8 protein-coding genes and 1 pseudogene are annotated in these 13,269 nt (G+C 59.2%); 1 reads left to right on the top strand and 8 read right to left on the bottom strand.

Going from position 1 to position 13,269, the window contains the following annotated elements:
• Positions 1-77: 77 nt before the first annotated feature.
• The 6 genes from glgP to asd form a co-directional block, all read right to left on the bottom strand.
• The gene (glgP, locus tag ABLV76_RS04030) at positions 78-2,525 is read right to left on the bottom strand and encodes a glycogen phosphorylase (RefSeq protein WP_004202135.1); all 2,448 of its coding nucleotides are present in this window, start codon (positions 2,523-2,525) and stop codon (positions 78-80) included.
• A gap of 17 nt (positions 2,526-2,542) precedes the next feature.
• Positions 2,543-3,976, bottom strand: coding sequence for a glycogen synthase GlgA (gene glgA, locus ABLV76_RS04025; RefSeq protein WP_004202133.1), 1,434 nt, complete (start codon positions 3,974-3,976; stop codon positions 2,543-2,545).
• Positions 3,976-5,271, bottom strand: coding sequence for a glucose-1-phosphate adenylyltransferase (gene glgC, locus ABLV76_RS04020; RefSeq protein WP_002920566.1), 1,296 nt, complete (start codon positions 5,269-5,271; stop codon positions 3,976-3,978). Before glgC ends, glgA begins: the two co-directional genes overlap by 1 nt.
• Before the next feature lie 79 nt (positions 5,272-5,350).
• Positions 5,351-7,327: a glycogen debranching protein GlgX gene (gene glgX / locus ABLV76_RS04015; protein WP_017899969.1), complete on the bottom strand. Its 1,977-nt coding sequence runs from the start codon at positions 7,325-7,327 to the stop codon at positions 5,351-5,353.
• Positions 7,324-9,510, bottom strand: a complete 2,187-nt coding sequence (gene glgB, locus ABLV76_RS04010; RefSeq protein WP_004202131.1) for a 1,4-alpha-glucan branching enzyme — start codon at positions 9,508-9,510, stop codon at positions 7,324-7,326. The genes glgX and glgB overlap by 4 nt, the downstream gene beginning before the upstream one ends.
• Before the next feature lie 237 nt (positions 9,511-9,747).
• Positions 9,748-10,854 carry an aspartate-semialdehyde dehydrogenase gene (gene asd, locus ABLV76_RS04005; protein ID WP_017899971.1) on the bottom strand — a complete coding sequence of 369 codons (1,107 nt, stop codon included), beginning with the start codon at positions 10,852-10,854 and terminating at the stop codon, positions 9,748-9,750.
• 103 nt (positions 10,855-10,957) lie between these two features.
• Here asd and ABLV76_RS04000 point away from each other — a divergent pair.
• A pseudogene (locus tag ABLV76_RS04000) lies at positions 10,958-11,320 on the top strand (hypothetical protein).
• Here ABLV76_RS04000 and gntU read toward each other — a convergent pair.
• Both gntU and gntK read right to left on the bottom strand, forming a co-directional pair.
• Positions 11,317-12,657 (bottom strand): gluconate transporter, encoded by a 1,341-nt coding sequence (gntU, locus tag ABLV76_RS03995; protein ID WP_004202127.1) that lies wholly within the window; start codon positions 12,655-12,657, stop codon positions 11,317-11,319. The pseudogene ABLV76_RS04000 and the gene gntU sit on opposite strands and share 4 nt — an antisense overlap.
• Positions 12,657-13,187, bottom strand: a complete 531-nt coding sequence (gene gntK / locus ABLV76_RS03990; protein WP_004202126.1) for a gluconokinase — start codon at positions 13,185-13,187, stop codon at positions 12,657-12,659. The genes gntU and gntK overlap by 1 nt, the downstream gene beginning before the upstream one ends.
• Between the last annotated feature and the right edge of the window lie 82 nt (positions 13,188-13,269).

Below are 13,269 nucleotides of genomic sequence, written 5' to 3'. Positions count from 1 at the left end.
GAAACGCCTGAGGCCAGGTTCAACCGCAATAATGAAACAACGGGGCCAAATGGCCCCGTTGTGTTGCGTTGACTGGCTTACAGCCTTACCGGGTCGATATGCCAGATATATTTCGCGTACTCCTGGATCGTCCGGTCGGAAGAGAAGTAGCCCATGTTGGCAATATTCAGCATCGCCTTATAGGCCCACTCTTCCGGATGTTGATACAGCTCGTCGACGCGATCCTGGCAGTCCACATAGCTGCGATAGTCCGCCAGCACCTGGTAGTGGTCGCCAAAGTTAATCAGCGAATCCAGCAGGTCGCGGTAGCGCCCCGGTTCCGACGGGCTGAAAACGCCGGTACCGATCTGCGTCAGCGCCTGGTGAAGCTCTTCATCCTGCTCGTAGTATTCGCGCGGTTTATAGCCGCTGCGACGCAGCTCCTCCACCTCTTCCGCGGTGTTACCGAAGATAAAGATATTCTCTTCGCCCACGTGCTCCTGCATCTCCACGTTCGCCCCGTCGAGGGTGCCGATAGTCAGCGCGCCGTTAAGGGCAAACTTCATATTACTGGTGCCGGAAGCTTCCGTGCCTGCGAGGGAGATCTGTTCCGACAGGTCTGCTGCCGGAATGATCAGCTGCGCCAGGCTGACGCTGTAGTTGGGGATAAAGACCACCTTCAGCTTGTCGCCAATCTGCGGATCGTTATTGATTACCGCTGCCACATCGTTGATCAGGTGAATAATATGCTTGGCCATGTAGTAGGCTGAAGCCGCCTTACCGGCGAAAATATTCACCCGCGGCACCCACTCGGCCTGCGGATCGGCTTTGATCCGGTTATAGCGGGTAATAACGTGCAGCACATTCATCAGCTGGCGTTTGTACTCGTGAATGCGTTTGATCTGCACATCAAACAGCGCCTTCGGATTCACCACCACATTGAGCTGCTGCGCAATATAGCTGGCCAGCCGCTGTTTGTTTTCCAGTTTAGCCTGACGCACCGCCTGGTTGACCGTCGGATAGTCGATATGCTGCTTCAGCTCGTCAAGCTGGCTCAGATCGGTCCGCCAGGTGCGGCCGATATGCTCATCCAGCACTTTCGACAGCGGCGGGTTGGCCAGCGCCAGCCAGCGGCGCGGCGTGACGCCGTTGGTCACGTTGGTAAAGCGCATCGGGAAAATTTTAGCGAATTCGGCAAACAGCGACTCCACCATCAACCGGGAATGGAGCTCCGACACCCCGTTGACTTTGTGGCTGACCACCACCGCCAGCCAGGCCATCCGCACGCGACGGCCGTTGGACTCGTCAATGATCGAGGTACGGCTGAGCAGCGCGGTATCGTTGGGATACTGCTCCTGCAGAGTCTTGAGAAAGTAGTCGTTAATCTCAAAGATAATCTGCAGATGGCGCGGGAGAATTTTACCCAGCATATCCACCGGCCAGGTCTCGAGCGCTTCGCTCATCAGGGTATGGTTGGTATAGGAGAAGACCTGGCAGGTCACCTCGAACGCCTCGTCCCAGCTGAATTTATGCTCATCGATAAGCAGACGCATCAGCTCCGGTATCGATAGCACCGGGTGGGTATCATTCAGGTGAATGGCAATCTTGTCCGCCAGGTTGTCATAGGTCTTATGCAACATGTAATGGCGGCTCAGGATATCCTGCACCGTGGCCGAGACGAGGAAATACTCCTGGCGTAGGCGCAGCTCGCGGCCGGAGTAGGTTGAGTCGTCCGGATAGAGCACGCGGGAGACGTTTTCGGAGTGGTTCTTATCCTCTACCGCGGCGAAATAGTCACCCTGGTTGAACTTACCGAGGTTTATTTCGCTACTGGCCTGTGCGCTCCACAGACGCAGCGTGTTGGTGGCGTCAGTGTCAAAGCCGGGGATAATCTGGTCGTAGGCTTCGGCGATGATCTCTTCCGTCTCAATCCAACGGGTTTTCTTCCCCTCCTGCTGAATGCGGCCGCCGAAGCGCACTTTATAGCGGGTATTGTGGCGCTCAAACTCCCACGGGTTACCGTACTCCAGCCAATAGTCAGGGGACTCTTTTTGCCGGCCATCGACGATATTCTGTTTAAACATCCCGTAGTCGTAGCGGATCCCATAGCCGCGTCCCGGCAGGCCTAGCGCCGCCAGGGAGTCAAGGAAGCAGGCCGCCAGGCGGCCCAGACCGCCGTTGCCAAGCCCGGGGTCGTTCTCTTCATCGATCAGCTCTTCGAGATCGAGCCCCATCTCCGCCAGCGCGCTGCTCACATCGTCATAGATGCCGAGCGACAGCAGGGCATTCGAGAGGGTACGGCCGATCAGGAACTCCATCGACAGATAGTATACCTGGCGCACTTCCTGCGAGAGCTGCGCGCGGTTGGAGCGCAACCAGCGCTCCACCATGCGATCGCGAACGGCAAACAGCGTGGCGTTAAGCCATTCATGCTTGTTGGCGATGGCCGGATCTTTGCCGATGATAAACATCAGCTTATAGGCAATAGAATGCTTTAACGCCTCAACGCTCAGCGTCGGTGATGCATAGCTAAAGGGTACATTCATAACAATGACTCCAGTGGTTACATCAAGCGTTGATAAAGTTCGCGATAGGAGTTCGCGGCAACCTGCCAGCTAAAATCCATATTCATCGCCTGACGCTGCACATAGCGCCAGAGCGACGGGCGCGACCAGAGGACAAAGGCGCGACGAATAGCGCGCAGCAATGACAGCGCATTGCTGTCCTCAAAGACAAAACCTGTCGCCAGACCATCGGCAAGGTTCTCCAGCGAACTGTCTGAGACCGTGTCCGCCAGACCGCCGGTGCGGCGCACCAGCGGCAGCGTACCGTACTTCAGACCGTACAGCTGGGTCAGGCCGCAGGGTTCAAAGCGGCTCGGGACCAGAATGACGTCGGCGCCCCCCATAATGCGGTGGGAGAAGGCCTCATGGTAGCCAATCTGCACGCCCACTTTGCCTGGATGTTCGGCGGCGGCGGCGAGGAACCCTTCCTGCAGCACCGGATCGCCAGCGCCCAGCAGCGCCAGCTGGCCGCCCTGCTCAAGCAGGCCCGGCAGCGCTTCGAGCACCAGATCCAGCCCTTTCTGGCTGGTGAGACGGCTGACGACAGCAAACAGCGGCGCTTTATCATCGACCTTCAGGCCCATGGCGATCTGCAGCTGACGCTTGTTCTCCGCCTTCTCCTCCAGCGTGTCGCGATCGTAGCGCATCGGCAGCAGGAGGTCGTTTTGCGGGCTCCAGATACCGTCGTCAACGCCGTTGAGAATTCCCGACAGCCGTCCTTCATGATGGCGCTGACGCAGCAGCCCCTCCATGCCGTAGGCGTACTGCGGCTCGGTGATCTCGCGCGCGTAGGTCGGGCTCACCGCCGTAATATGATCGGCGTAGTAAAGACCGGCCTTCAGAAACGAGATCTGGCCGTTAAACTCGAGGCCATGCATGTTGTAAAACGACCACGGCAGTTCGATATCATTCATATGCCAGGAGTAAAACATCCCCTGGTACGCCAGGTTATGCACGGTAAAGACCGATTTAGCCGGGCGGCCGCGCGCCGCCAGGTAGGCCGGCGTCAGGCCGGCGTGCCAGTCGTGGGCATGGACCACATCCGGTCGCCAGAATGGATCCAGTCCGCTGGCCATTTCGCTTCCCACCCAGCCCAGTAGCGCAAAGCGCAGAACGTTGTCGGTATAAGCGTGCTGGTTGGTATCGTGGTAAGGGCTCCCCGGCCGGTCATAGAGATGCGGGGCGTCTATCAGATAGATCCCCACGCCGTTAAAGTGGCCGTACAGCAGCGTGATCCGCCCGGCGAACGTATCCCGGCGGGTCACCACCTGGGCATCCACCACGCCGCGGCGGATATCAGGAAACGCCGGCAACAGCACACGCGTATCGATACCCTCCGCGATTTGCGCCGCCGGCAGCGCGCCGATGACGTCCGCCAGACCGCCCGTCTTTAACAGCGGGAACATCTCAGAACATACATGTAAGACCTGCATTAGCGCTCCTGTTTGTGCCCCAATTTCCGCAGCATGTCGCGGGTCACCAGCACGATACCTTCCTCTGAGCGATAGAAGCGGCGTGCATCCTCTTCCGCGTTCTCACCAATCACCATACCTTCCGGGATGACGCAGGCGCGGTCAATCACGCAGCGACGCAGGCGGCATGAGCGCCCCACCCAGACATCTGGCAACAAAACTGCCGAATCAATGTTACAGAATGAGTTCACCCGCACGCGCGGGAACAGCACCGACTGCACCACCACCGACCCGGAGATAATGCACCCCCCGGAAACCAGCGAGTTCAGGGTCATGCCGTGGCTACCGGAGCGGTCCTGCACGAACTTCGCCGGCGGCAGCGATTCCATATGGGTACGGATCGGCCAGTTCTGGTCGTACATATCCAGCTCCGGCGTGACTGACGCCAGATCGAGGTTGGCCTTCCAGTAGGCTTCCAGCGTCCCCACGTCGCGCCAGTACGGCTCGGCGTTCGGGTCGGACTGCACGCAGGAGAGCGGGAAAGGATGTGCATAAGCCATGCCAGCTTCAGTGATCTTCGGAATGATGTCTTTGCCGAAATCATGGCTGGAGTTCTCGTTGCGATCGTCTTCTTCCAGCAGCTCATAAAGATAGGCGGCGTCAAAGACATAAATGCCCATGCTGGCCAGCGATTTGGTCGGGTCGGTCGGCATCGCCGGCGGGTTGGCGGGTTTCTCGACAAACTCAATGATCTTTTCGTTTTCGTCGACCGCCATGACGCCGAAGGCGGATGCCTCTTCAATGGGCACCGGCATGCAGGCCACGGTGCAACGCGCCCCTTTTTCGACATGGTCGATCAGCATGCGCGAGTAGTCCTGCTTATAAATATGGTCGCCCGCGAGGATCACCACGTACTCGGCCTTGTAGCGGCTGATGATATCCAGGTTCTGCGTCACCGCATCCGCCGTGCCGCGATACCAGTTTTCGCCGTGTACGCGCTGTTGAGCCGGCAGCAGATCGACAAACTCGTTCATCTCTTCGCTGAAGAAAGACCAGCCGCGCTGGATGTGCTGCACCAGCGTATGCGACTGATACTGGGTAATAACGCCGATGCGGCGGATCCCTGAGTTAATGCAGTTAGATAATGCGAAATCGATAATACGGAACTTGCCGCCGAAGTGAACGGCAGGTTTCGCACGCTTAATGGTGAGATCCTTAAGCCGGGTGCCACGGCCGCCCGCGAGGATCAACGCCACGGATTTGATGGGTAATTGACGCGCCAGCATCAGCGGATCGTTTTTTTCAAGCCTAACCATGATTAACTCCTTTTTACACCCCCGCTTTCCTGCTCATCCCGCCGCGCCGCCGCCACGGGTTTACCGGAAGCTTCAGGGCTTACGACCTTTGAAATACGCACACTCCGTGCGCGGGCCCATGCCAGACAGCCATGATGACCGGATTATCCTCTCCGGCGAATGGAGGAACGGCGCGCCATTCCCCCTCGGGTAAAACCATATCGACCACCTCTGCGGTGGCGTTCAGCGTGAGCAGCCAGCGATCCGACAACTGGATTTGCATACACGCTGCCCCCTGCTGCCACTCCCCGGCAGTCAGCGGCTGGGCATTGCGATTAAGCCAACGGACGCTACCATCCCCCTCCTGCCACCAGCGGTTGCGGGTGAGCGCCGGAATGCGCCGGCGCAGGTGGATCAGCGCCGCGGTAAAGGCGGTTAATCCCGGGTTCGCCTGGCGCCAGTCCAGCCACGTCAGGGCATTGTCCTGGCAGTAAGCATTATTGTTGCCGTGCTGGCTGTGGCCTTGCTCATCGCCCGCCAGCAGCATCGGCGTCCCTTGAGCCAGCAGCAGCGTCGTCAGCAGCGCATGCACGCTGGCGCGTCGCCGTTCAACCACCGCAAAATTAGCTTCTAATCCTTCTATACCATGATTGTTGCTGTAGTTGTTGTTAGTCCCATCGCGATTCTCCTCCCCGTTTGCCTCATTGTGTTTCTGATTGAAACAAACGCAGTCGCGCAGCGTGAATCCATCGTGGGCCGTCACCAGGTTGACCGTCGCCGATGGCGGCTTGCCATCACGGGCAAAGAGATCGCTGGAGGCCGCGAAGCGTTGCGCGAAATCCCCCAGGGAGACGTTTTGCTGCAGCCAGAAGCGGCGGGCGCTATCGCGAAAATGGTCGTTCCACTCGGCGAACAGCGGGGGAAAATTGCCCACCTGGTAGCCCCCCGGGCCGATATCCCAGGGTTCGGCGATCAGTTTCACCTGCGACAGCACGCTGTCGTGGCGGATAGCCTCGAACAGTGGCGCATCCTGGCGGAATTCCGGTGTCCGCCCCATCACTGAGGCGAGATCGAAGCGAAAACCGTCGACATGGCACTCATCCACCCAGAAGCGCAAACACTGGCGCGCCAGTTCCACTACCCCCGGGTGGCTGAGATTGAGCGTATTCCCGCACCCGGTCCAGTTGTGATAATCACCATCTTCCCTTACCCAATAATAGCTACGGTTGTCGATTCCGCGCAGGGAGACGGTGGGACCTTCAAGATCGATTTCCGCGCTATGGTTGAGCACGATATCCAGAATCACTTCGATACCGGCGGCGTGCAGCGCCTTAACCGCATCGCGAAACTCATCCAGGGCGCGCGTCGGGTCGCTGGCATAGCGCGGATCCAGCGCGAACCATGCCAGTGGGTTGTAGCCCCAGTAGTTGCTCAACCCCATCCGCTGCAGTCGCGGCTCGCTGGCGAACTGCGCCACCGGCAACAGCTCAAGGGCGCTAATGCCCAGCGATTTGAAGTAAGCGATCATTACCGGGTGGCCCAGCGCCTTATAAGTTCCGCGAATAGCTTCCGGCAGCTGCGGATTAAGCAGGGTGAGCCCTTTCACGTGCGCCTCATAAATCACCGTTTCCCCCCACGGGGTACGCGGCGGTTGATCGCCCAGCCAGTCGTAATGCAGATCCACGACCTGCGATTTTGGCGCTATCGCGGCGCTGTCGCGATGATCCGGCTGCCACATTCCGCCGTGCAGGCGTTCGTCGTCCGGCAGCTCGCCTTCCACCCGGTGCGCGCAGGGATCGAGCAGCAGCTTGGCCGGGTTAAAGCGGTGTCCCTGCGCCGGATCCCAGGGACCATGCACCCGGTAGCCGTAGCGCAGGCCCGGCCCGACGCCAGCCAGCCAGCCGTGCCAGATGTCGCCGCTGCGCGCCGGGAGATCGAAGCGTTGCTCGTTGCCCTGCTCGTCGAACACGCACAGCTCCACCCGCTCAGCGTGGGCGGAGAAGAGGGCGAAGTTCACCCCTTTGCCGTCATAGCTGGCGCCCAACGGCGCAGGTTTGCCTGCCGCGAGGGTGGTCATTGCGCCTCCCGGACCAGCCAGATCGTCGCCAGCGGCGGCAGGGTCAGGGACAGCGAATGTTCGCGACCGTGGCTAGGGATAGCATCGCTTTCCACCACGCCGCCGTTGCCCTGGTTGCTGCCGTGATAGTGCATTGAGTCGGTATTCAACGCCTCGCGCCAGCGGCCCGGCTGGTTGATGCCGAAGCGGTAGTCATGGCGCGGTACCGGCGTGAAGTTGCTGGCGACGATAATCTCGTTCCCGGCCCGGTCGCGGCGCACAAAGACAAACACCGAGCGCTCATGGTCGTCGACCACCAGCCATTCGAAGCCGTACGGGTCGAAATCCAGCTCGTGCAGCGCCTTATGGTGGCGATAGGTATGGTTCAGGTCGCGCACCAGCCGCTGAACGCCGTGGTGCCAGTTGTCGCCGCCCTCCAGCAAGTGCCAGTCGAGGCTGGTGTCATGGTTCCACTCGCGGCCCTGAGCGAACTCATTGCCCATAAACAGCAGCTTTTTCCCCGGGAAGGCGAACAGCCAGCCGTAGTAGGCGCGCAGGTTAGCGAACTTCTGCCAGGCATCCCCCGGCATGCGGTCGAGAATCGATTTTTTGCCGTGCACCACTTCATCGTGGGAGAGCGGCAGCACAAAGTTCTCGGTGTAGTTGTAGAGCATGCCGAAGGTCATTTTGTCGTGATGGTAGCGGCGATGCACCGGATCGAGCTTCATGTAATCCAGGGTGTCATGCATCCAGCCGAGGTTCCATTTGAACCAGAAACCGAGGCCGCCGCCGGCTGGCGGACGGGTTACCCCGGCGAAATCGGTGGACTCTTCCGCCATGGTGACCGCGCCCGGCGTCTGTTCGCCAAGGATGCGGTTGGTGTTGCGCAGAAACTCAATGGCTTCCAGATTTTCCCGGCCGCCGTATTCGTTAGGGATCCACTCCCCCGCCTTGCGGCTGTAGTCGCGATAGATCATCGAGGCCACCGCGTCGACGCGCAGCGCATCGATGCCGAAGCGTTCGATCCAGTACAGCGCGTTACCCACCAGGTAGTTGCTGACTTCCCGACGTCCGTAGTTGTAGATCAGGGTATTCCAGTCCTGGTGATATCCCTCGCGCGGATCGCTGTGCTCATACAGCGAAGTGCCGTCAAACGAGGCAAGGGCAAAATCATCCGCCGGAAAGTGGCCGGGCACCCAGTCAAGAATGACGTTCAGCCCGGCGGCATGCGCGGCGTTGATAAAGTAACGGAAATCGTCACGAGTGCCGAAACGGCGGGTCGGTGCATAGAGGCCGGTAGGTTGATAGCCCCAGCTGCCGTCGAACGGGTGTTCGTTAACCGGCAGCAGCTCGAGATGGGTGAAGCCCATCCATTTCGCGTAGGGGACCAGCTGGTCGGCCAGCTCGCGGTAGCTCAGCCAGAAATTATTGTCGGTATGGCGGCGCCAGGAGCCGAGATGCACTTCATAGATAGAGATCGGGGCATCAAACTGGTTCGCCGCTCTGCGGTCCGCCGGCTGTTCCACTTTGGGCGGTAGGTCGCAGATAAGCGAGGCGCTTTCCGGACGCATTTGCGATTCAAAGGCGTACGGGTCGGCTTTGACCCGCAGGTGGCCGTGGGCGTCAATCAGTTCGAATTTATACAGCTGGCCATTGTGCGCGCCGGGAACGAACAGCTCCCAGATCCCGGACTCTTTGCGGAATCGCATCGGGTGGCGTCGACCGTCCCAGTAGTTAAACTGCCCCACCACCGAGACACGGCGGGCGTTCGGCGCCCACACCGAGAAACGGGTGCCGGTAACGCCGTCCATGGTGGCGGCATGCGCGCCCAGCGTTTCGTAAGGGCGCAGGTGGGTCCCTTCCGACAGCAGCCAGACGTCAAGATCCTGCAGCAGCGGACCAAAGCGATAAGGGTCATCAATCAGATTCTGCTGTCCGTGCCAGGTGACGGCCAGCTGATAGCGAAAGGCGTTTTTACGCCGCGGCAGAACGCCGCTGAAAAAACCACGCGAGTCGAGGCATTCGAGCTTGCCGACTTTACGTCCGGTTTTTGGTTCAATAACCCACACATCGGTGGCATCGGGTAATAATGCGCGCACTTCCAGCCCGGCGTCGGTACGGTGCATGCCGAGCACGGAAAAAGGGTCCGCGAAATGACCGGCGATTAGCGCATTAATCACGTCTCTATCGATATGATTAGACATGCTTTCATCCTGTTGTAAGTGTCGCTCATTCCTGTAACTGGCGACTTTTTTGACCTGAACGGCGCAGCGCTTTTTGCATCCTTCTGCTCCGTCCCACCTTCAGGTAAGGAATTCCTTACTTAAAGCATAGCCAAGGCTGAGTTACCTCCGTGGGGAAAAATCTAACATCCGCGTTTACTCCTTGTATTACGCAAAAAAAAAGGGGGCTCGAAGACCCCCTTTCTGTTCATCCTGCGCTTACGCCAGCTGGCGAAGCATCCGGCGCAGCGGCTCGGCGGCGCCCCACAGCAGCTGGTCGCCAACGGTAAAGGCCGACAGGTATTCCGGTCCCATATTCAGTTTACGCAGGCGTCCGACCGGGGTGGTCAGGGTGCCAGTCACCGCGGCTGGGGTCAGCTCGCGCATGGTAATGTCGCGATCGTTCGGTACCACTTTGGCCCACGGGTTGTGCGCGGCCAGTAGCTCCTCAACGGTCGGGATAGAGACATCTTTTTTCAGCTTGATGGTGAACGCCTGGCTGTGGCAGCGCAGCGCGCCAACGCGGACGCACAGGCCGTCTACAGGGATAACGGACGAGGTGGCGAGGATCTTGTTGGTCTCCGCCTGGCCTTTCCACTCTTCGCGGCTCTGGCCGTTATCCAGTTGTTTGTCGATCCACGGGATCAGGCTGCCCGCCAGCGGAACGCCGAAGTTATCCACCGGCAGCTCGCCGCTGCGGGTCAGCGACGTCACTTTGCGCTCGATTTCCAGAATGGCGGAAGCCGGGTCCGCCAGCTCTGTCGCGACGTGGTTGTGCAGCTGGCCCATCTGGCTCAGCAGTTCGCGCATATGACGCGCGCCGCCGCCGGAAGCCGCCTGGTATGTCGCCACGCTGACCCACTCCACCAGATCCTGGGCAAACAGGCCGCCGAGGGACATCAGCATCAGGCTGACGGTACAGTTGCCGCCGACAAAGGTTTTTACGCCGTTGTTCAGGCCGGCGGTGATCACGTCCTGGTTAACCGGGTCGAGGATAATGATCGCATCGTCCTTCATGCGCAGCGAAGAGGCGGCGTCAATCCAGTAACCCTGCCAGCCGCTTTCGCGCAGCTTCGGATAAATCTCGTTGGTGTAATCGCCGCCCTGGCACGTGACAATAATGTCCAGTGCCTTCAGCGCGTCCAGATCGAACGCATCCTGAAGCGTGCCACCGGTGCTACCGCCGAATGACGGCGCTGGCTGTCCCAGCTGGGAGGTAGAGAAGAACACCGGGCGAATGGCGTCGAAATCGCGCTCTTCAACCATGCGTTGCATGAGAACAGAGCCGACCATTCCGCGCCAGCCGATAAAACCAACATTTTTCATAACGTATTCCTGCGAGGTGTGTGCTGTTTGTGCCTGACCAGTTTCCAACTGGATTATCCCTCACCTTACAAAATGCAGCTAAAGTCGCAAGTGAAATTAATCAATGATTGCTGAACAATCAGAAAAGCAACTTATCCTGCGCATTGTCCACCGTCGCTGGTAGTCGTCAAAAGCGCAATGATTATCGGGGAAATCACCCAGGGAATGGAACATTTTCCGTTGCGATTTTATTGATCCTGATTATGGATTAAGCACGAAATCGGCTGATTTTCCCCTTGCCAAAAAGAAGCAACAAACCCAGGTGCAGCAAGGCTTGCCGAAGGATACGAGTATCGTCGTAGCGCTAATAAGGGCGAGGAGCCGGAAGAGAAAAGAGGGAAAAAGCGCGGCTTATTGCCGGGAAGCCAGGGTAAACGGCGTTACCCTGGCTTTTGGCCTCCCGCGAGCGGGTGACGAACAGACTTAGCTCAGAAGCTGGAAGGCAATCATGCCGACAATCGCCCCGGTGGTGCCGAGGATGGTTTCCATCATCGTCCAGGTTTTCAGCGTCTGGGCTTCGGTGGCGCCGGTAAATTTACCGAACAACCAGAAGCCGGCGTCGTTCACGTGGCTCACCACAATCGAGCCGCCGGCGATACAGATAGATAATGCCGCCATCTGCGCGCCGCTGTAGTTCAGCTGCTCAATCACCGGCATCACCAGGCCGACAGCCGTCAGGCACGCCACGGTGGCAGATCCCTGGATGATACGCACCGCCGCCGCCAGCACGAAGCAGGTAATGGCGATCGGCAGCCCCATGCCGGTCAGCGCTTCACCAAGCGCCGGGCCGACGCCGGAGTCAACCAGCACCTGCTTGAAGACGCCGCCAGCCCCGATCACCAGCAGGATAATTCCCGCCGGCTGCAGCGCATGGCCGCAGATCTCCATTACCCGGTCTTTCGCCATCCCCTGACGTACCGCCAGGCCGTAGATCGCCACCAGGCAGGCCACCAGGATCGCGGTGAACGGGTGACCGATAAATTCGAACCATTCGTAAGCGGTAGACCCCACCGGCACAAAGCGCGCGGCGATGGTTTTCAGGCCTACCAGCACCAGCGGTAGCAGGATCAGCGACAGGCTGAAGCCGAAGGAGGGCATTTTGCCTTCGCCGAGATGCGGCTCGGTCACGTCGTCAGGAATATGCAGCTCAACGTAGCGGCTGATGAAGTTGCCCCACAGCGGCCCGGCGATAATCATCCCCGGAATTGCCGCGCACAGGCCAATCAGGATCATCCAGCCAAAGTCGGCGTGCATTTGCGACGCCAGCAGCATCGGCGCCGGTCCCGGCAGCAGGAACGCTGCGGCGGCGGCCACCCCGGCAAACAGCGGGATCACCAGCTTCACGAGGTTAGTGCCGGTATGGCGCGCCATCGAGAAGGCGACGCTGATCAGTAGTACGATCGCCACTTCGAAAAACAGCGGCAGCGCGCAGATGAGGCCGGCGAGACCAATCGCATAGTGCGCGCGATTGTGGCCGAAGGATTTGAGCATCTTGACGGCAATCTGATCGACCGCCCCCGTTTCATGCAGGATCTTACCGAACATCGCGCCCAGCGCGACGACGATCGCCAGGAAGCCCAGCGTACCGCCCATCCCCTTCTCCATCGTCGCCGCGATTTTATCCAGCGGCATGCCGGAGAAGAGACCTGCACCAATAGAAACCACCATCAAAGCCACGAAGGCGTGCATCCGCGCCTTCATGACTAAAAACAGCAGCAGCAATACCGAGCCGACAGCTGTTAAAACAAGCGTTAAAGTACTCACTAGTGACTGCCTTTGTTGATCACCTCAATGGTGCTGGCCACCACGCCTTCCAGCGGCTGGTCGATATCGACGATAAGCACATCGCTCTCGTCGGCGCCTGGTTCCTGCAGCGTTTCAAACTGCGTCACCAACATTTGGGTTTTGAAGAAGTGCCCTTTACGCGCCTTCAGACGGTTTTCGATCACCTCGAAGTCGCCTTTCAGGTAGATGAAGGAGAGGTTCGGGTTGCCCTTGCGCAGAATGTCGCGATAGCTCTTCTTCAGCGCCGAGCAGACGATCAGCGACACCTTATTGGTACGCTGCATGGCAAACGCGGCGTCATTTAACGCCTGCAGCCACGGGGTACGGTCGTCATCGTTGAGCGGCTCACCGGAAGCCATCTTGGTGATATTGCTGCGCGGATGCAGAAAGTCGCCGTCGAGAAACGCGGCATGCAGCTGATGCGCCACTTCGCTGGCGACAGCGGATTTTCCGCTGCCGGAAACGCCCATCAGAACGTAGACGTGGTGATCATGATTAGTCGTGCTCAAAGCATCCTCCCACCGGACAGGTACGCCGCGCCGTGGCTGAGACTCATTGAGCGCGAAGGCGGCGTATCGGTTAATTGTTACG

Origin of the sequence: Klebsiella sp. GB_Kp047, from assembly GCF_040065235.1 — a bacterium.
GTDB lineage: Bacteria > Pseudomonadota > Gammaproteobacteria > Enterobacterales > Enterobacteriaceae > Klebsiella > Klebsiella quasipneumoniae.
The sequence above is the reverse complement of the archived record's forward strand: the minus strand, read 5'-3'. Positions and strand labels throughout refer to the sequence as shown.